Annotated in this window: 21 protein-coding genes; 13 read left to right on the top strand and 8 right to left on the bottom strand. The window is 39.1% G+C overall.

Annotation, left to right across the window (positions count from 1 at the left end):
* Nucleotides 1-4: 4 nt before the first annotated feature.
* From HMPREF0766_RS04815 to HMPREF0766_RS04795, 5 genes are all read right to left on the bottom strand, one after another.
* Nucleotides 5-2,749 carry a TonB-dependent receptor gene (locus HMPREF0766_RS04815; protein ID WP_037459588.1) on the bottom strand — a complete coding sequence of 915 codons (2,745 nt, stop codon included), beginning with the start codon at nucleotides 2,747-2,749 and terminating at the stop codon, nucleotides 5-7.
* Nucleotides 2,750-2,986: 237 nt separating this feature from the next.
* The gene (locus tag HMPREF0766_RS04810) at nucleotides 2,987-4,849 is read right to left on the bottom strand and encodes a M1 family metallopeptidase (protein WP_002994235.1); all 1,863 of its coding nucleotides are present in this window, start codon (nucleotides 4,847-4,849) and stop codon (nucleotides 2,987-2,989) included.
* Between the two features lie 278 nt (nucleotides 4,850-5,127).
* Nucleotides 5,128-5,547, bottom strand: a complete 420-nt coding sequence (locus HMPREF0766_RS04805; protein WP_002994233.1) for an SH3 domain-containing protein — start codon at nucleotides 5,545-5,547, stop codon at nucleotides 5,128-5,130.
* 21 nt (nucleotides 5,548-5,568) lie between these two features.
* Complete coding sequence (locus HMPREF0766_RS04800) at nucleotides 5,569-6,054, bottom strand: BON domain-containing protein (protein ID WP_002994232.1); 486 nt, start codon at nucleotides 6,052-6,054, stop codon at nucleotides 5,569-5,571.
* Between the two features lie 116 nt (nucleotides 6,055-6,170).
* On the bottom strand, nucleotides 6,171-6,629 hold the full coding sequence (locus HMPREF0766_RS04795; protein WP_002994230.1) for a GreA/GreB family elongation factor: 459 nt from the start codon (nucleotides 6,627-6,629) through the stop codon (nucleotides 6,171-6,173).
* Nucleotides 6,630-6,750: 121 nt separating this feature from the next.
* On the opposite strand from HMPREF0766_RS04795, the gene HMPREF0766_RS04790 reads away from it, so the two are divergent.
* The 5 genes from HMPREF0766_RS04790 to coaA all read left to right on the top strand — a co-directional run bounded on the left by HMPREF0766_RS04790 (nucleotide 6,751) and on the right by coaA (nucleotide 10,897).
* Nucleotides 6,751-7,806 carry a patatin-like phospholipase family protein gene (locus HMPREF0766_RS04790; protein WP_002994228.1) on the top strand — a complete coding sequence of 352 codons (1,056 nt, stop codon included), beginning with the start codon at nucleotides 6,751-6,753 and terminating at the stop codon, nucleotides 7,804-7,806.
* Between the two features lie 31 nt (nucleotides 7,807-7,837).
* Nucleotides 7,838-9,070: a nucleoside recognition domain-containing protein gene (locus HMPREF0766_RS04785; protein ID WP_002994226.1), complete on the top strand. Its 1,233-nt coding sequence runs from the start codon at nucleotides 7,838-7,840 to the stop codon at nucleotides 9,068-9,070.
* A 13-nt stretch (nucleotides 9,071-9,083) separates the two neighbouring features.
* A complete protein-coding gene (locus HMPREF0766_RS04780) occupies nucleotides 9,084-9,461 on the top strand; it encodes a methylglyoxal synthase (protein WP_002994224.1) in 378 nt (125 codons plus the stop codon).
* Nucleotides 9,462-9,494: 33 nt separating this feature from the next.
* Nucleotides 9,495-9,896: an OsmC family protein gene (locus HMPREF0766_RS04775; protein ID WP_002994221.1), complete on the top strand. Its 402-nt coding sequence runs from the start codon at nucleotides 9,495-9,497 to the stop codon at nucleotides 9,894-9,896.
* 65 nt (nucleotides 9,897-9,961) lie between these two features.
* Nucleotides 9,962-10,897 carry a type I pantothenate kinase gene (gene coaA, locus HMPREF0766_RS04770; RefSeq protein ID WP_002994219.1) on the top strand — a complete coding sequence of 312 codons (936 nt, stop codon included), beginning with the start codon at nucleotides 9,962-9,964 and terminating at the stop codon, nucleotides 10,895-10,897.
* Here the strand turns inward: coaA and HMPREF0766_RS04765 are convergent.
* Nucleotides 10,894-11,754 carry a mechanosensitive ion channel family protein gene (locus tag HMPREF0766_RS04765; RefSeq protein WP_037459931.1) on the bottom strand — a complete coding sequence of 287 codons (861 nt, stop codon included), beginning with the start codon at nucleotides 11,752-11,754 and terminating at the stop codon, nucleotides 10,894-10,896. The two genes, coaA and HMPREF0766_RS04765, sit on opposite strands and share 4 nt — an antisense overlap.
* A gap of 206 nt (nucleotides 11,755-11,960) precedes the next feature.
* On the opposite strand from HMPREF0766_RS04765, the gene HMPREF0766_RS04760 reads away from it, so the two are divergent.
* From HMPREF0766_RS04760 to HMPREF0766_RS04750, 3 genes are read left to right on the top strand one after another with little or no spacing between them, the layout of a single operon-like run.
* Nucleotides 11,961-12,614 (top strand): HAD family hydrolase, encoded by a 654-nt coding sequence (locus tag HMPREF0766_RS04760; protein WP_002994214.1) that lies wholly within the window; start codon nucleotides 11,961-11,963, stop codon nucleotides 12,612-12,614.
* Between the two features lie 27 nt (nucleotides 12,615-12,641).
* Entirely contained in the window at nucleotides 12,642-14,204 is a 1,563-nt protein-coding gene (locus tag HMPREF0766_RS04755) for a serine hydrolase (protein WP_002994212.1), read from the top strand.
* A 15-nt stretch (nucleotides 14,205-14,219) separates the two neighbouring features.
* Nucleotides 14,220-14,984, top strand: coding sequence for a methyltransferase domain-containing protein (locus HMPREF0766_RS04750; RefSeq protein WP_002994210.1), 765 nt, complete (start codon nucleotides 14,220-14,222; stop codon nucleotides 14,982-14,984).
* A gap of 32 nt (nucleotides 14,985-15,016) precedes the next feature.
* On the opposite strand, the gene HMPREF0766_RS04745 is transcribed toward HMPREF0766_RS04750, so the two are convergent.
* Nucleotides 15,017-15,298, bottom strand: a complete 282-nt coding sequence (locus tag HMPREF0766_RS04745; protein ID WP_002994208.1) for a hypothetical protein — start codon at nucleotides 15,296-15,298, stop codon at nucleotides 15,017-15,019.
* 495 nt (nucleotides 15,299-15,793) lie between these two features.
* Between HMPREF0766_RS04745 and HMPREF0766_RS04740 the strand changes: the two genes are divergently transcribed.
* The 4 genes from HMPREF0766_RS04740 (at nucleotide 15,794) to HMPREF0766_RS04725 (ending at nucleotide 21,753) form a co-directional block, all read left to right on the top strand.
* On the top strand, nucleotides 15,794-16,411 hold the full coding sequence (locus tag HMPREF0766_RS04740) for a hypothetical protein (RefSeq protein ID WP_002994205.1): 618 nt from the start codon (nucleotides 15,794-15,796) through the stop codon (nucleotides 16,409-16,411).
* 510 nt (nucleotides 16,412-16,921) lie between these two features.
* On the top strand, nucleotides 16,922-19,468 hold the full coding sequence (gene gyrA / locus HMPREF0766_RS04735; RefSeq protein WP_002994203.1) for a DNA gyrase subunit A: 2,547 nt from the start codon (nucleotides 16,922-16,924) through the stop codon (nucleotides 19,466-19,468).
* Nucleotides 19,469-19,474: 6 nt separating this feature from the next.
* Nucleotides 19,475-20,581 carry a tetratricopeptide repeat protein gene (locus HMPREF0766_RS04730; protein ID WP_002994201.1) on the top strand — a complete coding sequence of 369 codons (1,107 nt, stop codon included), beginning with the start codon at nucleotides 19,475-19,477 and terminating at the stop codon, nucleotides 20,579-20,581.
* Nucleotides 20,582-20,583: 2 nt separating this feature from the next.
* The gene (locus HMPREF0766_RS04725; RefSeq protein ID WP_002994199.1) at nucleotides 20,584-21,753 is read left to right on the top strand and encodes a tetratricopeptide repeat protein; all 1,170 of its coding nucleotides are present in this window, start codon (nucleotides 20,584-20,586) and stop codon (nucleotides 21,751-21,753) included.
* A 197-nt stretch (nucleotides 21,754-21,950) separates the two neighbouring features.
* On the opposite strand, the gene HMPREF0766_RS04720 is transcribed toward HMPREF0766_RS04725, so the two are convergent.
* Nucleotides 21,951-22,985, bottom strand: coding sequence for a quinone-dependent dihydroorotate dehydrogenase (locus tag HMPREF0766_RS04720; protein WP_002994196.1), 1,035 nt, complete (start codon nucleotides 22,983-22,985; stop codon nucleotides 21,951-21,953).
* A 50-nt stretch (nucleotides 22,986-23,035) separates the two neighbouring features.
* Here HMPREF0766_RS04720 and HMPREF0766_RS04715 point away from each other — a divergent pair, with 50 nt between their 5' ends.
* A complete protein-coding gene (locus tag HMPREF0766_RS04715) occupies nucleotides 23,036-24,952 on the top strand; it encodes an ABC-F family ATP-binding cassette domain-containing protein (protein WP_002994193.1) in 1,917 nt (638 codons plus the stop codon).
* Nucleotides 24,953-25,005: the final 53 nt, after the last annotated feature.

The following is a 25,005-nucleotide window of genomic DNA, read 5'->3' as shown; positions in this document are numbered from 1 at the left end:
GTTTTTAAAATTTAAGTGTTGTTCCTATTGTTAAACTTGGTTTTCCATTTGGATTGAAGATTTCTTCTAATCCGCTATCTAAATAATATACTTTATACGGTCTGAAATCAAAGACATTATACCCTCTCAGGTTTATTCTGAAATTTTTACGTATTTCTTTCTCTACGCCCAAACTAATATTGGCATACGGCATAGGAATATTTTTTACTTTCGTTTCTTTCGACAATCTGTTTAGTTGAGCAAATGGTACATCCAGAGACTCAGAACCACTCAATGCTACGTATCTGATCTTATCATCCAGATAAGCGATAGGAGAAGTATTACTGATGGTACGATTGTTATCTAACCAATTAAGATCAATATTGAAATTCAGAACAAATCCAATACTGGGTAGATGCGTAACCGTATTGACCTTAGTCATAAAAAGTAAATTAGAACTTTTATCGGGTTCATAATATACCGTTTTGATATAGTCATCATTTGATATAAGTATCTTATTGGGAGGATTTACACTTGCATTTGAATTTGCAGCAAATGTATTGTAAACCAAAGACGTCAATAAAGAAAAAGAGGTATTAATATAAGGTATTTTCCGGGTAAATACCGACCAGTCAAATCCATAGCTTTGAGAAGCAGAACCGTTAACCATATTAAAGTCTATAAATCCACCTTCAAATCTATACTTACCATTCGGTGTATATTCAAATTTTTGGGTCTGCGCATTTAACCAAACATCATATTCCGGAAGTTCATATCTTCTGAGTGTCTGTTGTGTAGTGAAAATATCCCAGTTATTCTTGTAGTAAGCGTATATTGATGTATGAAATAAGGAATGCTCATATTCAGCACCTAACTCAATCTGAAGAGATTTAGACGGCTTGAGATGACTGTTATCGGGTGTAAACTTATCTGTAAACAACAAATATAATGAGGGATCCGTACCACCTGTAGTAGCTTTTATGAGGTCATAATCAATATAAGCTGGTCCGGGATATAAGTGAGCCAATGTTGGGGCTTTTGATCCTAAACCCAAAGCTCCGGTAAAACTCAGACTCTTATTCCATTTCAATCTGGAATTGATACGTGGCTGAATTGTGCCGAAACCATTCTGAATATCATAACGCAAGCCGATATTATTGGACAATTCGCGATCATCGATCTTCACCTTAAATTGATCCTGTATATAAAAACCATAATTTACAGCTTTAGGCAAAGATTCGAAAGAATAAGGTCTCAGATTTTGATTGTTTGTACCAACAAGTCGTGGACGTTCAGGATCTGAAATAACGCCTCTCCCTCCATTATTAGACAAGTTAAAATTCATACCATAACTCAACGAATGCACCACCTCGCCTGCATGAAATATACTGGCTGCAGAAAGAGAAGATCCGATTGTCAATGGCTTCCCGATAATAATCTCATCTGCCATATAACTTCCATTGATAAACTTACCTTCATAGATACCAGAAGTATCCAAATCAGCAATTGCAGTTAATCCTCTGTTGACAATATACTGAGATGAAGACTCCTGATTACCTACTGCTAGATTTGTATTAAATTGAAGATTCCTGATCCAGGTAGAGTTTAAATTGTAGCTTAGTCTGTTACTGATCCCCAGATTTGAATTTTTAAACTTCGAAGTTCTTTCCGTATCATCGTCAGGATCCTGCTTCTTTTCATCATTACGACTACCATAATCTACAGAAAGTGTATTTTTAATATCTTTAAATTGCTTAGTCCAGGTCATACTCTGAGAGAAACGACCAAATGTTTTTACCTTATCTTTGGGGTCGGCATTGCTATGTGTCCAGTTGGCACTTATATTTATAGCTCCCAAATTATTAGGCAACTGAAACCCTTTATTTATTCCCGATGAGGTAGATCCTCCATTTATGTTAAAGTTGATGAGATAAGGACTTTTACCGGCCTGTCTGTCAATAATAACAGCACCGTCTGTAACCTCGCCATATTGAGCAGGCGCGACCCCCTGAATTACTTCAATTTTTTCAATATTATTCACAGGAATATCACGAAGATCAATTCCTTGATAAGGAGTGTCATAACTTTTACTTCCCTGATTACCCCAGTAACTATCTCTATAGGAATTGGTTGTAATAGTTGTTCTTGCCATTCCATTTCTGGAAACACCTCTACTTTGCATATTAGCATCATTGGATAGACGAGCCCCATCCATAATAATGGCTATACCCAACGAATTATTAAAGTCACGAATTGAGCTATTACCGCCCATGCCCCCTCTGAAAGTAAGTGTTTTCAACGTATTAAGATCCAAAGCTGTTGATTTCTTTCCGGGAAGAGAATTCATAACGTCAACCAAACTGAAAGCCTGTAATTGATCGATAGCCTGTCTGTCAATTGTTATAGCAGAATTAGATCCTCCATCCCGTTTATAACTCGGAATTACATCTACTTCATCTAATTTCAGGGATAATTCCTTGAGAATAATAATTTGTGATTGAGCGGCATCATTGGGTTTAAAACCTAATGTCACGGTTTGCTTTCCTACAAAAACTACTTTAATACGGATAGAGTCTTGATTATTTTCTAATTTTATTCTAAACTCACCACGATCATTTGTAAAAGAAACCAGTTGCGTACGAAGGTTCGTTACTGACGCAAACTGTAATGGTTTACGCTCTTCATCAACCACTCTACCAATGAAGTAGGTTTGACTATATCCATTAAATGCAAGCAGGATAGATAAAAATGTGAGTATAAGGAGGCGCAACTTTATTTAGATTGAATCTTAACAATGCGCAAATATATGTAATTTAGATTAAATAAAAATTATTTTTTGCGTTTTTACATCACAACACTCTATAAACATGCAGAATAGCTAATAAACAAAGCATGTCTGAACACACATGTTTAATTAGAATTTCCGCCAATATTAGAATATGTTTAACAAAGGAAAAAGGATCTGCAATTGCTTGCAGATCCTTTTTCCTTTGTAGACAAATCCTCGTTAAAGTGCTTTTACATTATCATTAGGTGTATAATCCATAAAAATACCGCCATCCAGCTCTATTTTTTTCAAGGACTGTTTGGCAGGAATACGCAAAGTTGTTTGTTTTGAATTTTTCTCCCATACCTGAGGGGTGTAATGTATTGTAGCTGATTTTCCATCCGCAAAAGTAATATGCATATCAAACGGAATTGCAAAACCTCCGATATTGTCTACTACCACCTCTATAATACCCGGTACAGACTTAACAGTGTTTATTTTCAGATCAATATAATTATTGCTGAAGAACCAGTTCTGCCAGAACCAGTTCAGGTTTTTTCCAGACCCGGTATTCATAGAATAAAAATAATCCCAGGGAATCGGATGCTTACCATTCCAGTTATTCATATAATGGTGTAACGCTTTTTTAAATAAAGCATCACCCAGATAATCTTTAAGAGCAAGATATGAAAGAGCCGATTTGATGTAAGAGTTATTACCGTATCCGGCACCGCTAAGCTGTGAGCTCATGGAGATCAAAGGCTGATCCTGCTCAGCAGAAGGATCCGAGATCCAGCCTTTAACCCTGAAATCCTGAAACATCTTCTTCGTTGTAGCTTCACCGTTCTCATCAAGTCCGATCAGGTATTCAAAAGCTGTAGCCCAACCCTCATCCATAAACGCATAGCGCGCTTCGTTTGTACCCATATAAAATGGAAAGTACGTATGTGCAATCTCGTGGTCCACCGTCTGACGCGCATCCAGCAGATTATCCGGTACACTCGAATCATTGATCATCATCGGATACTCCATATCCGCAAATCCCTGTACTGCAGTCATCGTTGTGTATGGGTACTCTACTCCAGGCCAGTGCCTGGAAAACCAGTCAATACAATATTGTTCCCACCCTACATATTGCTCAAAATCCTTTGTGCCTGATTTATACGCAGCCTGTACACTGACCCGCTTAGAAGGCAGCTGAACACTTGCAGCATCCCATACATAGTGATTGCTCATTGCAAAGCAAAAATCCGTTAGATGATCAGCCTTAAATTTCCATACGTTCCATTCTTTAGGTTGAGTTACATTACCCGATTTCATTTCCTGCTCATTCGCAATATGCATACGTGTATCACTGCTTAATGACTGTTTGAATCGCTTCAAAAATTCAGGCATCAGTACCTCTTCCGGATTCAGAAATGTACCGGTAGCCCATACCACATAATTTTTAGGAGCAGCAATGGTAAACGTATAATCATTAAAGTCATTATAAAACTCCTGTCTTCCGTTGTGTGCCAGCATATCCCATCCGTTATAATCGTCATAGACCGCTATTCTCGGATAAGAATAAGCCACATAAAATGTCTCCGGATCAATCTGCCCTTCCCTGTCACTCTGCACAGATAACGGATATTCCCAGGAAATAGTGAAAGTTGCCTTTCCCTTGGGCAATATAGCATCTTCGAAGGCCCCTAAGGTGACAGTTCCCCAATCCTGAGCATCCACTTCATATTGATTGCCATTCATTGCAAACGAATGAATTTTCAATCCGGAAGTTAGAAAATCAGTTTCAGCATATGCAGCTCTGGGCGAATTAGGCTTGTGTACATTATTATCAAAGCGAATCGCTACTTGTCTCAATGTATCCGGACTGTTATTAGTATATACAATAGTCTCCGTACCACTGACCATCTTTGTATTCGCATCCACTTTTACCTGCACATCATATACTCCTTTATTTTGCCAGTAGGCAGGTCCCGGAGCTCCGGACAGACTCCGTGTACCACGCTCATAAGCCAGTTTAATATTTCGGGGAATATATAATTCCTGCGCAAATGCCGACAAAGCCAGCATAAAGCATAAAACGCTCAGTAATTTTTTCATATCATCACGATTGGATAATCAAAAATAATTAAAGTTAACAGATTTGGAATGTCTATTTAACATTTAAGTAAAAGTTTAAAGACAGAACTGATCTGATTTTGCTGGTGAGGACATCAGCAAACACAGACTTACCTATCGAAAACCAACCACCCAGCGTCAGTTGGCGTCCCCGCCAACTGCTATAACTCATTTTAAAGACTACTTTCATAAGTACCAAGCTCTACACCACAAAAAAAGCCGGATCAATGATCCGGCTTTTTATATGCTATGTAGAATAATTACACAGACTCCAGATACTGCGCATAGCAATACCCTTCCTCATTATCCTTTGTACGCACAAGCCACCACTGATCATTTGCCTTGCTGATCAGCGTAATGATTTCTCCCTTTGCAGCTTTACCTACAATAGGCTGATCTGTACCGGGACCTTTACGAATATTCAGATTACTGTTTTCGGTAATTACACGTACTTCGCTACCCGGTACTTCCGTAGCGACATCTACATTCATGACTACATCCCCTGTCAGGAAATTAGGGTCAATCTGCCCGTAGATATCCCACAGTTTATTTTTCACTTCCGCTGTCGGAGCTGTCCCTGCTATACGAAGTACACCGTCCTGTTCAGCAAATTGCAAATCATTTATCCCTGATGCCTGAGCCGTATCTAATAATGCTCTGTATTTATCTTGTAATGCCATATTAATGCTTCTTTAAAATGATTATTTAACCGATAATCCCGAAAGATCAACCTTTTTAGGATTCAGATTATCCAAAGCTTGTTTCAATGTTTTGATGCGCGCCTGTTCGATTGTTCCTGTCACCTGAATAACCCCATCTTTCACATTTGCAGATAGAGCAGGAAAATCCTTCATGACATCTGCAACATTCTTGACTAATGTATCGTCTACAGGAGTAGGCAATACCGGTGCAGCCTCTACAACAATGTTATTGACGACAGATTTAACACCTTTTTCTGCAGATTTTGCAGCAGTCTCCAGACTGATTTTCTCTTGTTCAGTGGCCACTGTACCGGACAGTGTGACAACACCATCTTTCACATCCACCAGTACATCCGGATTACCGCTTACAGCAGTTTCAACCTTCGTTTTCAGATCCGCATCCGAGATCTTGGATTTACACGAAATCATACTCATAGTCAGAAGTCCGGCCATGAATAAAACGGGAATAAATCTTTTTACATTCATAATTTTTTAATTTAACAGTTTTTTGTATTCAACTTTTACATCTTATTCAGGATTCATACCGAAAAGACTATGATACTAACAACTCTGATTTCAATTTGTTTGTAAAAAATAAGATCTTAATATATTCCTTTAATTGTCTGCCGAATACCATTAAATTCAAAATCCTGACCTTTTTCCTTACCAATCAATTGTTTACCTATTGGTGATTGAGCAGAGACAACGGCATATTTATTCCCATCGATGACAAGTTGTCCAAGACTGGTTGCCACAAAATAGGTAAACCTGTCTGTCACGACCAGTGCGCCCAATTTACCAACTTCCGTTCCCTCCTGTTCTATCTTATTGATAATATCCAGTTCGCGAATCACTTCCGCACGTTGCTGCTGTAATCTGTTAATATCCTGCTGAATCATCTCACGCGAAGTTTCATACTTATCCCCTGCACTACTCTTTGTATCATCATTAGCTGATTCCTGAGCCTGCACCAGCGCTGTATCAATTTCCAGCAGTCGTCTGTCAGTAGTCTCTTTAATGTGCTTTACAAGCCTTTCCTTTAGTTGTAGCGGATCTTTCATACCCGAAACTAAGATATATTTCCGAAATACCAAGAATACTTTTAAAGCACCTACTTTGTGACCCAGGAATTACTTTTTTTTCAATAAAATTGAATATTTTCACTTTGACAATCCAAATATAATGAAAAGAATACTTTCTATAGATGGCGGTGGAATCCGTGGTATTATACCCGGTCTTCTACTGGTCAATCTTGAAGACAAACTTAAAATAGCCACCAATGATCCGAATGCACATATATCGGATTTTTTCGACTTTTTTGCCGGCACCAGTACAGGAGGTATTCTTACGGCATTGTTATTATGTCCCAGTGAAGATAATCCCAATCGTCCCCGTTTCACAACACGTGAAGCGCTCAATATTTATCTGGATCATGGACCGCAGATTTTCTCCACCACACGCTGGAGAAGATTTTTAAGCAAATTCGGAGTCCTGAGTGAACTCTATGATGAAAAGATATTCGAATGTGTACTCATGGATTACTTTGGAGATATCAGGCTGAGCCAGTTAATCAAGCCCTGTATTATCACAGCCTACAATATCGAGCTCCGGAAAAATCATTTCTTCAGACAACAAAAAGCAATCAGCCACGGTGAATCAAGGGATTTTTATATCCGGGATGTATGCCGGGCTACCGCAGCAGCACCCACATACTTCTCGGTTGCTGAAATATTTTCTTTAGCCAATATTCGTTATCCGCTTCTGGACGGTGGTGTGTTTGCTCAAAACCCGTCAATTTCGGCCTTACTTGAAGTATTAAAAAACTTCAATACATTTAAAATAACAGACATATCCATTCTGTCACTGGGTACAGGTGCAGCACGGAATGCTTACAATTATGAAGATTTCAAGAAAAAATGGGCTATTTCTATCGGACCTGCACTTGTCGATATCATGACCAGCAGCTCTTCAGAGAGTACTGATTATTTCCTTCGACAGCTTTTCAGGTCTGTACAGCGTACCCAAAACTATATCCGGATAGAACCCAACAACCTGTTGTCTGTAGAATCTTCACTGGATGCAGCAACCAAAAGCAATATTCAAAAATTAGAGTCACTTGCAGACCGTATGATCAGTGAGAATGAAGCCCTCATAGATGACATTGTAGTAGATCTTATTGCCGACAGAAAATCCAGAAATCGCAAATCTGCCTGGAACTTTTTGAAGAATAAGGACTAAAACACTACTTTTACGCTATCAAATAAACAATATGGCCTTAAACTACGTATGGATAGCCTTCTTTATCATTGCATTTATTGTAGCGCTATGCAGATTACTTTTCCTCGGTGATACCGAAATATTCTCTCAGGTTATTAACGGAATGTTTGACAGTGCCAAGACAGGAGCCGAAATTTCACTTGGACTTGTAGGTATGATGACGTTCTGGCTGGGTATTATGAAGGTAGGTGAAAAGGCTGGTATGATAAGCTTATTTGCAAAAGGCGTAAATCCATTCTTTAGCAAATTATTTCCCGGAGTACCTAAAAACCATCCGGCAAACGGTTCTATCATTATGAATTTCTCCGCCAATATGTTGGGACTGGACAATGCAGCCACTCCTGTAGGGCTGAAAGCGATGAAAGAACTGCAGGAACTTAATCCGCAGAAAGACACAGCGACCAATGCACAGATTATGTTTCTTGTGCTTAATACGGCCGGAATCGCGCTGATCCCGACTTCTGTTATAGCGCTTCGTCTTGCCAACGGAGCAGCCAATCCGGCCGATATCTTTATTCCTTCGCTGATCGGTACTTTTATTTCTTTTATTGCAGGGATGATATCCGTTGCTTTCTTTCAGAAGATCAATCTCTTTAAACTTCCTATACTAATCTTTCTGGGTATTTTTGCTGGTCTGATGACCGCTCTTTATTTCGGTCTCAACGGCCTGCCGCCTGAACAAATTGAGAAGATCACCGGCCTTATAGGAGGCTTACTCATTTTTTCTATTATTGTCCTCTTCATCGCTTACGGTGCAGCAAAAAAGATAAATGTATATGATGCCTTTATAGACGGCGCAAAAGAAGGCTTTCAGACTTCCGTAATGATTATTCCATTTCTGATTGCTATACTCGTAGCTATATCTGCATTCCGTACAACGGGCTGTATGGATTATATTGTCAATGGTATTGGTTCTGCTTTTGCAGCAATGGGTTTTGATACCCGGTTTGTACCCGCATTACCTGTAGGTTTGATGAAAACACTTAGTGGTGGCGGAGCCAGAGGACTAATGGTTGATGTAATGACAACATATGGTGCTGATTCGTTTCAGGGAAGATTAGCTAGTGTAATACAAGGTTCTTCGGAGACCACATTTTATGTACTGGCGGTCTATTTCGGATCTGTAGGTATCAAAAATACACGTCACGCCCTGACCTGTGGTCTGATTGCCGATGCTGTAGGATTGATAGCGGCCATTATAATAGCATATATTTTCTTTGGTTAACTTTAAAATATAGATGAAAAAAACAATAGCACTGATTGCTCACGACGGAAAAAAAGCCGAAATGGTAGCCTTTGTCAAAGACCATATTGAATCTCTGAGACACGCACATCTTGTCGCAACAGGCACAACAGGCTCCTATGTACAGCAAACCGGATTACCGGTAGAACTCAAACTAAGCGGGCCTAAAGGAGGTGATGCACAGATTGCAGCTATGGCAGCAGAAGGTCTGGTCAACGGTATTATATTTTTCAGAGACCCGCTGGGTAAACATCCTCATGAACCGGATATACAAATGCTTATGCGTATATGCGACCTCTACAATGTACCTTTAGCGACCAATCCGGCCACGGGTGCACTTATTATTGAAGGATTACTGGAGGATAAAGATTAATACGAGTACAGATACAGACGTTACATTGACCCTATGAGCAGAGAGATCACCGTTACAATAGAGCAGGAAAAATACACAACAACGATTACAGACAATATACATACCCTTATTGCCGATGAACCAGCGGAAGTCGGCGGACAGGATAAAGGATTTGCTCCTACTCAACTTTTACTGTCATCCTTAGGTTCCTGTAAAGTGATTACAGTCCGGATGTATGCAGACCAGAAAAAATGGGAACTGGATAAAGTAATCGTACGTCTTTCTTCAGAAGTGAAGAGAAGTGTGCAGCAGCAGACCACCTATATCAAGTGCCATATTTCATTTGAAGGCAATCTCGATGACGATCAGAAAAAAAGATTAGCAATTATTGCAGACAGATGTCCTGTACACAAAATATTATCCAATCCGATTGTGATCGACTCCAATATGCTTTAATTATTTTACATTAATATTTTAAAGAACATTTTATATTTGCACCTCACAAGTATCGATATATACTGATGTCAAATCCAAATTCAGTCAATAGTCCTTTTCAACAGCTCTCCCGTGAAGAATGGAAACAGCTTAACGGCCACTTTTCACACAGCATCGCAGATAGCGATATTCAACATTTACGCGCGCTGAATGAGCCATTGACAATGGAAGAAATTGAAGAAGTATATTTTCCCCTGGCACATCTGCTGGATATACACATTCAACATTCCAAAATATTACATCACGATACCAACAGTTTTTTTCAGGCTAACAATAAAAAATTACCCTTTATAATCGGTATAGCAGGTTCAGTCGCCGTAGGTAAGAGCACCACAGCCCGTGTGCTGCAAAAAGTACTTTCGCTACTACCTGGCAAACCTAAAGTAGATCTGGTTACAACAGATGGATTTCTGTACCCAAACAAGATACTACAGGAAAGAGGGATTATGAACAGAAAAGGATTTCCGGAAAGTTATGATACAAAAGGTCTGCTGACATTTCTTTCGGATATGAAATCCGGAGAATCCAATATCAAAGTACCGGTCTATTCTCACCTGGCTTACGATGTACTTCCTGAAAAGATCGTTATCGACGGCCCCGACATCCTGATTGTAGAAGGCATCAACGTTTTACAGGTCAATTCACAGCGTACAGGAGTCTTTGTATCCGACTTTTTTGATTACTCTATATACGTAGATGCCAGGGAAAAAGATATTATGGAGTGGTATATTGATCGGTTTGAATCGCTAAGAGCCACTGCCTTTCAGGATCCGAAATCATTTTTTCACAGATATGCCAGTATGGATCAGGAAGAAAGCACCAAAATGGCCACCGATATCTGGAACGAAATTAACAGACCCAACCTGGTAGAAAACATCCTCCCTACGCGCAACCGCGCAGATCTGATCCTTGAAAAAGGAAATCATCACTTCGTCCGAAAAGTAAAAATCAGAAAAATCTAAGGTTCCCGTTGCTGCTTTAAGATAAGCGTCAATACTTCATTTTCCAATTGGCGGTGCAGTTTATTGGTACTGTTCAAGGCATTGAATTCAATTTTATATTGTACATAGTCTTTGCCGATATTGACGACTTTGAGCGCAACATCATCTGTCCAGTGTACATCAGGATGATACATAAGCAATTTTTTCAACTTCTCTTCAAGTTCTTCCATATTTGCAGCAGCATATAAGGGAAGTTCAAATTTGACAGACAATTTATTCGACTGGTTGACAGACTTATTGACGATTTTCTCTGTAAAAGCAGCATTATTCGGAATCAGCACAATATCATCTTCATCATTCTTGACCACAATATTTGCAAGCGTAATATCCACGATCTTTCCGTGATACTCCCCCACCTTAATCCGGTCTCCGATCGAAAACTGATCAGAAAACATAAGAATAAGACCACTGATCATATTGGTAATATACTCTCTGAACGTGACAGCAATAGCCATCGCAACGATAGTCATGCTTGTCACGAATCCTACAGGATTGATACCAAAGGCAAGCATTAGTGCAATAATGGCAAATATCGAATTCAATACAGCAGTGACTCTGTTGATACCCAACACAAAATTACCACGCACACTCTGGCGTTCAGTCCTACGCGTGTACAGGGCAATCATTACAAAGCGTCCTACCGAAAATAAGACACTTGCTGTTAGAAAAGTATTCAATGCATATGCAATCTGCGAAAGATAAGTACTCCTTTTATACACATCCTGAAGAATAGGAAAAGATAAGATCAATGCCAGCCATACGACAACTTTTACTATAAAAACAATGGGCCATTTACCTTTTTTAGAATAATCTTGCATACTTATGTTTACTTGTGCCGCTAAACTAAACAATTTTGCTCCTTTCTTCAACATACTCCTATAATAAGATGATCAATTTTTGTCAGAATAATAATTACGTAATACTGACCTGCAACTATAACTAAACAATTAGATGATAATTCCATTATTAAAATTTAACTGATCTGCGTATCATATATTCACACTTTTATGTTATATTGACATATATGAAACAATACCGCAATTTGCTTTTCGACCTGGATGGTACCCTAACGGATCCTTTTGAAGGCATTACCAAATCAATTGCATATGCCCTTGAGCACTTTGATATTGAAACAAAGGATCTGAATAGTCTGAAATCTCTCATTGGTCCTCCACTTAAACAATCTTTAATGGAAATTTATCATTTTGATGAGCGTAAGGCAGATGAAGGTGTCGCCAGATACAGAGAAAGGTTTGCGGATAAAGGTATTTTTGAAAATATCCTGTTTGAAGGTATACCGGAACTCCTGGCATCTGTCCGTTCAAAAGGTCACAAACTTTACCTTGCGACTTCCAAGCCTACAGTATTTGCAGTACAGATACTCCATCATTTTCATTTAGATCAATACTTCGAATTTGTCGGCGGTAGCGAGCTGGATGATTCCCGGCCAACCAAAACCCATGTTATTGAATATGTACTTGAGGAAAATAAGATTCAGGACCTTTCAGAAACATTAATGATCGGAGACCGAAAGCATGATATAATCGGTGCTAAAAACACAGGTCTGGACTCTGTAGGAGTTTTATATGGTTTTGGGGATCAGGAAGAGTTGAACCAGGCCGGAGCAACTTACATCGCAGAAGATATTCCTGCACTTAAAAATATCCTTCAATTATAGTATAACAACGGAATAAAGTACAGACATATGTATAAGACATACACTGGAAACCTGAAAAGAATATATCTGGCCATTATTTTTGGCCTTTGCTGCTTACACTCCACTTATGGACAGCAAATCGAAGAAAACAAAGTAGATGAACTGGTAGAGCATGTGAGGAAAACATTCAATGTGCCGGGTATAGCTGTAGGTATCGTTAAAGACGGAAAAGTCATCCTCAAGAAAGGGTACGGTGTATCCAGTATCAACACCGGAAAAGCTGTCGATCCGTTGACCAACTTCGGCATCGCATCCAACTCCAAGGCTTTCACAGCTACTGCGTTGGCTATGCTTATAGACCAGGGTAAAATCAAATGGGATGATCGTGTCCGCACTTATATTCCTGAATTTAAACTGTACAACGATTATGCGTCTGAGAATTTCACAATCCGTGACTTACTGACACACAGAAGCGGACTCGGTATGGGCGCCGGAGATCTGATGATATGGCCGGACGGAAACGATTTTACACCGCAAGATATTATCCGGAATATGCAATACCTGAAGCCAGTGTCTGATTTCCGGACAAAATACGATTATGACAATTTATTGTATGTGATAGCAGGTGTAGTCATTGAAAAGGTTTCAGGATTTTCGTGGGCATCCTATATACAGCAACACATACTGACACCTCTGCATATGGATCACTCCGCACCTAACTGGCATTTGCTAAGTAGTAAAGACAACTCGATTGATCCGCATGTGCCCATAGACGGCAAGCTTCAGGTGATTAAAAGATACAGCGGTACGACTGTAGATGCCGCCGGAGGGATCTATTCCAATGTAGAGGATCTTACTAAATGGGTACTTTTTCAGTTAAACAAGGGCAATTATGAAGGTAAACAACTGATCCCTAAAGAACAGCTTGCCGAACTCAGTACTCCGCAAACACTCATGCCCGTAGCAACAACCCCTCCTTACAATTCACTTTTCAGAGCCTATGGATTAGGGTTCAGACTTACAGATGTAGCCGGCAAACTCGAGGTATCGCATACCGGCGGACTGGAGGGTATCGTCACTCAGATTGTCATGCTTCCGCAGTTGCAACTCGGAATAATAGTACTAACCAATCAACAGGAAGGAGCTGCTTTCATGTCCATATCCAATACTATCAAAGATTTTTATCTGGGATTGCCACATAAAGACTGGGTAGATACTTATCAATCCAGTATAACGGCAAGTACATCTTCAGCAGATAAAATAACGGATGAGGTCTGGAAAACCATAGAAAAAAACAAAAATTCCAATCCATACGAAAACATGTTGACGGGTAAATTTGTTGATAACTGGCTGGGAGAAGTCAACATTTACAAAGAAAACGGCAAACTTATGTTCGCATCAAAACGTTCGCCGCAATTAACAGGGGAGCTTTTCTTCTATAAAGACCAGAAATATGTCGTCAAATGGAATAACAGATACTTCCATGCAGATGCTTTTTTAAATCTGGACATAAACCAGCAAAAGGTGTTGGGATTTAAAATGAATGCTATTTCCCCGCTTACAGACTTTAGCTACGACTTCCATGACCTTGCATTCAAAAAAGTAAATTAACATAAATTAAAAGTTATGCGCTGGAACCCTGAACAATATATTATATTCAAAAAAGAACGTTTCGCTCCGTTCTACGATCTGATCACTCCTATTGAAAAGAAAAAAGGTATCCAAGCCATAGATCTGGGATGCGGAACCGGCGAACTCACCCGTAAACTATCCGATTATCTGGAAGATGCTATCGTCACCGGTATAGATGCTTCGCCCGAAATGCTTACGCAGACATCAGCTTTTGCTAATGAAAAAACCATATTTTTGAAGAGAGATATTAAGGAACAACTGGATAGAGATGAAAAATGGGACCTCATCTTTTCCAATGCTGTATTACAATGGATTCCGGATCACGAATCATTGCTCCCAGCTATTATAAGACATATTAATCCGGGCGGGCAGCTAGCCATACAGATTCCGGCCCAGAATGACAACATTTTGAATATATTGATACTGGAGTTAGCGCAGGAAGAACCTTACGCAAAAGCACTGAATTATTGGAAAAAAGAATCTCCTGTTCTCCGTATAGATGATTATGCTCAGTTGCTATTTGAGAGTGGAAGTAAGAAACAAGAAGTTATGCAGAAGGTGTATCCTATAATTGCACAATCTCCGGATGATCTGTACCAGTTTATTGCAGGATCTACATTAATTCCATATCTCGAAAGAATAGACCCTGAAATGAAAGAAGATTTTATAAGAGCTTACAAAGAAAAAATCGCATTGCACGCAAAAAAATACCCTGCGCTTTATTCGTTCAAACGCAATATATTATATGCGGCTTATTAAATTTAGCTTTAACATTAAAACTATAGTTTAACTTATTCCAGTTGTATAACTCCACAAACCCTCTCCTCATCATATTTCATGAGCACTTCATCGATAAGCAGCATCAATTTGATTTTACAGAGTTTCTCGCTTGCACGATCAAGTTTTTCACTTGCACGATCAAAATGCTTCAAAACATAACTCTGAACATTTTCAACTTTTAGCGGAAAATAAATAGGGGTTTTATCGGATGTAGTATGATCCGATACTAATAAATTAAAACCTTTGGCTTTTAATTCACTCAAAATCTGGTAACTTACACGTTTGAAAATCATAGCTAATTTTTTTAAAAGAGTGAAAGTTTTATATGCATAAAACGAATTAACGTATCTATTGTTTTGTAACTATAAAGTGGAGTTTAAATTTTCATTAATTTACAACAGCCAGCTTAAACAACAGTAAACTCACTAAATAGAAGAACGGATACAACAAATATAAAGACTTATTTATCTAAAAAACAACAATTTATAAATGAAGGCGATAAATCTTATAAAATAACAACAGAACTATTTGTGAAAAAAGGTATATTTTTTGCATACAACCCATAAAACAGTTGAATCACAACAAATTTTCTTACTGCTTTTTTTACTTTTTGAAGACAATAATATACTTATATGATCAAGATGCTAAACAATTTAACAACAATAACCATATTTATTTTATGTTTTAGCTTTACTTCCTGTCAGAATAATAGTAAAAGCTATAGTATCTCTATACAGGATTCTTCAGAAAAAAGTTCCATTATAAGTTTACCTGTCAGTTATCGAAACATGGAAACAGAAGGATTTATTATCGGAGATCAGGTTGCTTTACTAAATGATAGCTTACAGGCTACTGACACTATCAGCGCCGAAGGTAAACTTGTGAAAATTTCGGGTATCAGCGAACAGTTCTACCCACTTACAGAAAATGATACAGGCATATGTAACAAATATTCTTATGTCAGAATACAATTACAGGACGAACAAGCCATAATCAATGGAAAGTATATCTATTCTGCCACCTCTGAGGAAGCCCCTAAAGAGATTCAGATAGAAAAAGATCAATACAGCTTTGTACGTCTTGAAAATTATAATGCCCTATCAGATACATCAGTTTCCTGTGATATGCACACCCCGTTGTTATTTACAAACTCCGGAGATAATTACAAAGGACTATTAAAACTGGTAAATAACGATATCTATCAATCTGAATACCCTTATTTAGAATTAATGGCTAACGCTATTGCACATGATGTAATTACAGAAATCAATACCAAAGGAAATCAGATCATCCTGTACATTCGCCGCACAGGAAAACAATCCTTGGCCAACATAGTCGTCGCTATAAAAAAAGATGCATTGAATGGCTACAGTGCCGAAGTGAAAAGTATAGAAAATATAAGATAAAATTACCTGACTTCGCAATACTTCTTTGGAGTAATAAATCTGCCATCAAATTGTAATTCTGGAATTTCAATTTCCGGGTTCTGTGTAGACCCTTAGACAATGCCTCCGGATATTGCAGAACAGTCTTCATGAACGCTCGCGGAAATACTTCAATTTATAAAGCATCTGTTCATAGACGCCACAAAATAAAAAATTATAAAATATTTATAATGAGAAATTTAAATATTTTCATATCAAGGATAAAAACACAATAAAAAACTCTATTATCTCGTATTGTATACCGCAAAATAATATTTGACAACCGTACTCAAATGATAAATCGGTAATGAGATTGGAATGTAAAAATTTTCCCCGTTTGGGAGAGAACTTTTGATACAAAAATTAAAGCCTGTCAACCTAAAATTTAACGCCCTGAAAGCTTCTCAAAATAGGTATTTTTTTGTATCTTCGCCTGCGTATGTTATTAGTTTAACTACGATAATGCATTAGTTTTATCGAACCCAACTTAATATGGCTGAAGAAACAGAAAACGAAAACAATTTATCGGCTAATGGCCGAATAATCCCTATTAATATTGAGGACCAGATGAAAGCTGCTTACATCGATTATTCGATGTCAGTAATTGTTTCCCGTGCACTTCCTGATGCACGTGATGGTCTTAAACCTGTTCATAGGCGTGTGCTTTACGGCATGCTGGATCTGGGAGTTACCAGTGGCAAGCCTTACAAAAAATCTGCCCGTATCGTCGGTGACGTTCTCGGTAAGTATCACCCGCATGGTGACTCTTCTGTATACGATGCAATGGTACGTCTGGCTCAGGACTGGAGCATGCGCTACCCATTAGTAGACGGTCAAGGTAACTACGGATCTATAGACGGAGACCCTCCCGCAGCGATGCGTTACACTGAAGCAAGATTAAAAAAGTTTGCTGAAGAAATGCTGTCTGACATCAACAAGGATACTGTTGATTTCAAATTAAACTTTGACGACTCTTTGGAAGAACCAACTGTACTTCCGACCCGTATTCCTAATCTTTTGGTCAACGGTGCCTCCGGTATTGCTGTAGGTATGGCCACCAATATGGCTCCTCATAATCTTTCTGAGGTTGTAGACGGAACCGTAGCCTTTATCGACAACCGGGAAATTGAGATATCCGAATTGATGCAGTACATCAAAGGCCCTGACTTCCCTACAGGAGGTATTATCTATGGTTACAACGGTGTCAAAGAAGCTTGCGAAACAGGACGCGGACGCGTAGTAATGCGCGCCAAAGCGGAGATCGAAACCACGAAATCCGGACGTGAGTGTATCATTGTTACCGAGATCCCCTATCAGGTGAATAAAGCTGATATGATCAAGCGGACTGCCGAACTGGTCAACGAGAAAAAAATTGAAGGTATTTCTGAGATCAGAGACGAATCAGACAGAGAAGGTTTCCGTGTCGTGTATGATATCAAACGCGATGCAAATGCTAACGTTGTATTAAATAATCTATATAAATACACTGCTCTACAAACTTCATTTTCAGTAAACAATATCGCTCTTGTAAAAGGAAGACCGATGATGATGAACCTGAAAGACATGATCCACGAATTCGTGGAACACCGTCATGAGGTCGTGATTCGCAGAACCAAATTTGAACTTGCCGAAGCAGAGAAACGCGCCCATATACTGGAAGGATACCTGATCGCATTAGACCATCTCGATGAGGTTATCAAATTGATACGTGCTTCCGAAACTCCGGAAGATGCCCGTACAGGTTTGATGGAGCGCTTTGCCCTTTCAGATCTTCAGGCACGTGCTATCCTGGACATGACATTACGTCGTCTTACAGGACTGGAACGCGATAAGATCAAAGAAGAATACAATGAATTGATGAAGACTATCGAATACTTAAAAGAAGTTCTTTCTGATGAGGGTCTTCGTATGAAAATCATCAAAGATGAACTTTTAGAGATCAAAGATAAATATGGTGATGAGCGCCGCTCTATCATTGTGCATTCTGCAGAGGATATGCGCATGGAAGACTTCATCGATGATGAAGAAATCGTCATCACTATCTCTCATAACAGTTATGTAAAACGTACTCCGTTATCCGAATACAAAAGACAAGGTCGCGGTGGTCGCGGTTCTATCGGAACAAACACACGCGAAGAAGACTTTACAGAACATATCATTACCGCTTCAGCGCATAATTATATGTTATTCTTTACTGAAGCTGGACGCTGTTTCTGGCTGAGAGCCTTTGAGATACCGGAAGGAAGCAGAACTTCCAGAGGACGTGCTTTACAAAACATCATCAACATTCCGAAAGATGAAAAAATCAAAGCCTATATCAAAGTAATCAATCTGAAAGATCAGGAATACTTAGAGAATAATTTCATCATTATGTGTACCAAAAAAGGTACAATCAAGAAAACATCTCTTGAAGCATACTCCCGCCCTCGTGCTAACGGTATCAACGCCATCAACATCAATGAAGGGGACCAACTGATCGAAGCATGTCTGACCGACGGAAGCAGCGAAATAGTAATGGCACTGCGTTCAGGAAGAGCGATCAGATTCAACGAATCGACCGTAAGACCTATGGGAAGAACAGCTACAGGGGTAAGAGGAATCACCCTTGCACATGAAAAAGACGAGGTTGTTGGCATGATTAGTGTTAATAATCCGGAAGTAACTGTGCTTGTCGTTTCTGAAAAAGGATATGGTAAACGTACAGATATCGAAGATTACAGGGTAACCAACCGTGGTGGTAAAGGTGTCAAAACCATCAATGTCACAGACAAAACCGGTGAACTCGTTGCCATTAAAGATGTCACCGACAGCGAAGATCTGATGATTATCAACAAATCAGGAATAGTTATTCGTATAGGTGTTGCAGACTTAAGAGTAATGGGAAGAGCTACCCAGGGTGTTCGACTGATCAATCTGAAAGATAACGATGAGATCGCTTCTATCACAAAAGTAGAAAGAGAAGAAGACGAAGAAATCACAGATATCGAAACAGAAGGAGAAGACAGTGAAAATACAAACATCGATACCACTGAAGAATAAAATATCATGATGAAGAAAGTTTTAATAGCTTTATTAATATTTACCTCATTCAGCTTAACTGTTGTTGCTCAATCCAATATAAAGGAGGGCAACAACAGTTTTGCCTTATATACCAAAACGGGAGATATCAAAAATCTGGATAATGCACGCAAATTTGCAGATGCTGCTTTTGCCAGTAAAAGAGATTCTTCGCAGGTCAAAAATAATGTATTACGGGCCCTGGTATATAGCTCATATGCCGTAACCGATTCTCTTCGCAAACAAAAATACCCTTCAGACCCGATTGATATCGCACAGGCATCACTCAAACTGATCGATAAAAAGGGTGGAAATGACGAATTCAGGACAGAAATCAGCTATGTAAAACAGAATCTGGTATCTGCGCTTATTTTCAAAGCGAACAAAGCCCTTAATGAGAAAAAATACAAAGAAGCATATTCCTATTACGAACGTGTAGATGAATTAAGTGCTGATAATGCTGCTGTAGCCAGTAATCTGGCTGTATTGGCGGTGCAGAATAAAAACTACGCTAAAGCCGCTGAATTGTATGAAGGAATCCTCCAGTCTGACAAAGTAACGCCAAACGATTACCTGCAGCTTGCAAATGTTTATACCACTCAGGATAAGAAACAGGCCACTTTAGACGTTTTGAGTCAGGGAAGACAACAATTTCCGAAAAGTAAAGAAATACTGTTTGAATTGATTCAGGTATATTCAAATAATAAATCCTATGATGCTATTGTTCCGGTAATCGATGAAGCATTATCTTACGAGCCGGAAAATATTGAAATGAATTATTTGGCAGGATATGCAAATGAATCCATCAACAATATCGCCAAAGCGAAGGAATATTATGAAAAAGTAATCCGTCTGGATAAAAATAACTATGAAGCCAATCTGGGTTTAGGATTGATTTATCTGAAGGATTTCTTAGCAAATAAAGATAATAATGAAGCTCAGTATAATGCTCAGAACTATCTTTTAAAAGCAAATGAAATAAAACCTTATGCAATTAATGCATTAAAATCATTGGCTTTATATTACGAAGCTGCTGATGATATGACACAATTGGATCGTGTCAATTTATTATTGAACCAACTTACAAATAATTAAACATGAACATTAAAAGAACAATAGTTTTATCCGTACTGTTATCTGCAGGAACATTTGTTTTTGCACAAACGGGAAACTTAAAAAAAGCAAAAGCGGCAATTGCTAAATTTGAAGAACTGAAAGGTGCTGGACAAGCTAAATTAGGAGAATCTAATTTAAAAACAGCTTCTGAGGCGATAAACGAAGCTATTGCTCATGAAAAAACAAAAGATCTGGCAGAAACCTGGACATACTACGCTTTAGTAAATGCAAACTATGCCTCCATGAATAATTCTGCTGAAGACGCACAAAAAGCAGAAGAAGGAATCAAAAAAGCTACTGAATTAGATACAGATAAGAAAAATGCCGATAACATTAAAGTAGCCACTCAGATCTTAGGCCAGTACAACTTCAATCAGGGAGTTGCAGCGTGGGAAAAACAAGATTTCCAGACGGCTTACAAAGCATTTGACAAAGGGTTGGTATATCTTCCGGGTGATACAACATTGACGTATTATTCAGGTCTTGCTGCCATTCAGAATAAAGATTACAAAAGTGCAATTGACAAATATAAATTGCTTATCCCTGAAAAGAACTTTTCAAATCACAAAAGTGTATTAGTAGACCTGCCTAAACTTTATCTTTCTGCTTTGGATACTGCAAGCGCATTAGAATATGCAAGTATCGCAGCTAAAGAATATCCAACAGACAACGCTGCTGCTGTTCAGAATATCGAACTTAACCTGATTGCCGGAAATGAGCAGAAAATTGTAACAGATATCGAAAGCCAACTGGCAAAAGATCCGACAAACAAAACGTTATACTACTATCTGGGTATTGCACGTAGTGCTACAAAAGAGACTGACAAAGCATTGGAGGCGTACAAAAAAGCGATCGAATTAGATCCTAATTATTTTGAAGCAAATACAAATGCTGCTGTTACGATCATGAACCTGGTCAGAGAGGATATCAACAAAGCCAACAACGACCGTTCACTGAAACCGGCAGAATATAACGCCGCTGTAGCTGCTGCGAAGGACAAATTAAAACCAGCTTTACCTTATTTGTTGAAACTGGTAGAGCTAGAGCCTAAAAATGTAGATTCATTGAAATATCTGAAAAGCTACTATGACTTCATTCAGGATGAAGCAAAAAGCAAAGAAGTTCAGGCAAAAATCGATGCTTTAAACTAAGCAACGTTTGCTATAAACAAAAGAAGTCCCGAATTTTTCGGGACTTCTTTTGTTTATAGTCAGCTTTTTTAGTTCTACCCTTTCTTTCCTTTTCAAGGAGAGATCCCGATTTATCGGGAGAGAAGTTATCTAGCCAATACCAAAATGGCCTCATCTTATACAGTTGGCGAGGCCGCCAACTGTATAAGAAAATATTCTTACTTACCGGCTTTAAGTATACCCTTACAGATATCAGAGATCAATCCCGGTCCTTCATAAATAAATCCGGTATACACCTGTATCAGACTGGCTCCGGCATCCAGTTTCTCTATTGCGTCCTGAGCCGAATGTATGCCCCCCACCCCTATTATCGGAAAGGAACGGCTTGATTTATCAGCCAGGTATCTGATCACCACCGTAGAGCGGTTTGTCAGTGGCTTTCCGCTCACTCCTCCGGTTTCTTTGACCAGATTCGGGTCACTTTGTAATCCATCTCTGGATACAGTAGTATTTGTGGCAATAACACCTGCAATTTTAGTTTCCTGTACAATCTCCACAATATCATCCAGCTGACTATCCGTAAGATCCGGAGCAATCTTCAGAAGGATAGGTTTGGAAACTCCATCTTTATTATTGATATCCATCAACTGACGCAGAATATTCATCAACGGCTCCTTCTCCTGCAGATCACGCAGTCCGGGTGTATTCGGCGAACTGACATTCACCACAAAGTAATCCACATAGTCAAAAAGAGCTTTGAAACAGTAAATATAATCCAGCACAGCGTCTTCATTCGGAGTTACCTTATTCTTACCGATATTACCGCCGATAATAATATTACCGCGTTGTTTGAGGTGCCTCAATCTGCCTGCAGCAACATCTGCCCCCTGATTGTTGAAGCCCATACGGTTTATAAGCGCTTTATCAGATACCAATCGAAACATACGCGGCTTATCATTGCCGGGCTGAGGTCTGGGTGTAACGGTACCGATTTCTATAAAACCGAAACCAAAGTTGACCATTTCATCAATATACTCGCCATTTTTGTCAAAACCTGCCGCCAGACCGACCGGATTTTTAAATTTCAATCCGAATACTTCGCGTTCCAGACGCTTGTCCTCTACCGTATAAATAGATTTCAATAAGGATTTGGCTCCCCATATTTTCGTGAACGTCTGCAATCCTCCCGTTACAGTGTGATGAGCAGATTCAGGGTTCATGGAGAAGAAAAATGGTTTGATCAGTTTGTACATTTTGCAAAGGTAGAGAAAGAAGCATAAATTTCACTATTTTTGCACCTGAAATGATATCTATAAATAACTTAACATTTGAAATTGGTTCCCGGGCATTGTACGACGAGGCCAGTTGGCACATCAAACCAGGCGATAAAGTAGGTCTGATCGGAGCCAATGGTACCGGTAAATCAACTTTATTACGCCTTATCGTCGGGCAGTACACACCGACTTCAGGTACAATTTCTATGGCCAAAGACTTAAAGATTGGTTATTTAAACCAGGATTTATTGTCATACCATTCTGATAAAAGTATTTTACATGTGGCAATGGAGGCTTTCGAGCGCCAAAACCAGCTTCATACAGAAATAGAAAATCTTCTACAAAAATTAGAAACCGATTATTCAGACGAGATCCTGAATAAACTCAGTGATAAGCAGATGGAATTCGAAGCACTGGACGGTTACAACATCGAATTTCGCGCACATGAGATACTGGCGGGTCTGGGATTTTCAGAGGATGAACAGAAGAGACCCTTAGCCACTTTCTCCGGAGGATGGCGCATGCGTGTCATGCTGGCCAGAATCCTGTTACAAACACCTGATATTCTTTTATTAGATGAGCCTACCAACCACATGGATTTACCTTCCATCAAGTGGTTAGAAAACTATCTGCAGGCATTTGAAGGCGCTATCGTCATCGTATCACACGACAGGTACTTCCTGGATCGTATTATCAAAAAAACCGTAGAATCCCGTAAAGGAAAATTGACCCTTTATGCCGGAAATTACAGCTTCTATCTGGAAGAAAAAGCATTGCGCAGCGAGATTCAGTCTAATCAATTCAAAAACCAGCAGGCAAAAATCAAACAGGAAGAACGCCTCATCGAGCGCTTCAGAGCCAAAGCATCGAAAGCGAAGATGGCACAGTCCCGTATTAAAGCATTGGATAGAATGGAAAAAATTGATGATGTGGATGATGACAATCCTACAGTCAACTTTCAGTTTAAATTTTCCAAACCATCCGGACGCCACGTGGTCACTCTTGAAAATATAAGTAAATCGTACCCTAATCTGGAAATCCTGAAAAACACGGATGGACTTATAGAAAAGGGTGATAAAATTGCGCTTATCGGAGCCAATGGTAAAGGTAAATCGACCCTGCTTCGTATAGTAGCCGACGCAGATCATGAATATACCGGAACCAGCACAAAAGGTCACAATGTTTCACAAACATTCTTTGCACAGCATCAATTAGAGGCTTTACATCTGGAAAACTCCATTATTGCAGAGATGCAGGCTTTTGCACCGAAACATACCGAAACTGAGCTGCGCTCCATACTGGGATGTTTCCTGTTTTCAGGTGATGATGCGTTCAAAAAAATCAAAGTGCTTTCTGGAGGAGAAAAGTCGCGGGTAGCACTGGCCAAAGCTCTGACTGCTGATGCCAATTTCCTTGTACTGGATGAGCCGACCAATCACCTGGATATGCAATCAGTCAATATTCTGATACAAGCCTTACAACAATATGAAGGTACACTGATCGTGGTATCCCACGACCGTTATTTCCTGGATCATGTAGCCAATAAAATATGGTTTATTGAAGACAAGGAAATCAAAGAATATCCCGGTACTTATCAGGAATATGAAGAATGGAATGCCAAACGTATCCTGAATCCTGCAGAGAAAAAGCCTGAAAAGAAAGTAGTAGCAGAACAACCAAAAAAAGCGAAACCTGCTCCTACAGAAGATAAATTTAAAATTATCAGCAAAAAGAATAAAGAATTAGCAACACTTGAACAGGAAATTTCTGAAAAAGAGAATGAGGTCAGATTTTTAGAGAATGAAATAGCAAAAGAAGAAATCTATTCTGATGCTGTCAAACTTCAGGATCATACCCGCAGATACAATTCTGAAAAAGCCTTATTAAACCAGTTACAAAAAAACTGGGAAGAGCTGGCTGAAGAAATCATGGAACTCGAAGGATAAGCCATTCGGAGAAACCTTTAGCATGATCTCCTTTTTAGGGAAGGAAATCGTGC

The organism is Sphingobacterium spiritivorum ATCC 33861 (assembly GCF_000143765.1).
Classification (GTDB): domain Bacteria; phylum Bacteroidota; class Bacteroidia; order Sphingobacteriales; family Sphingobacteriaceae; genus Sphingobacterium; species Sphingobacterium spiritivorum.
This window is presented reverse-complemented; position numbering and strand designations above follow the sequence as displayed.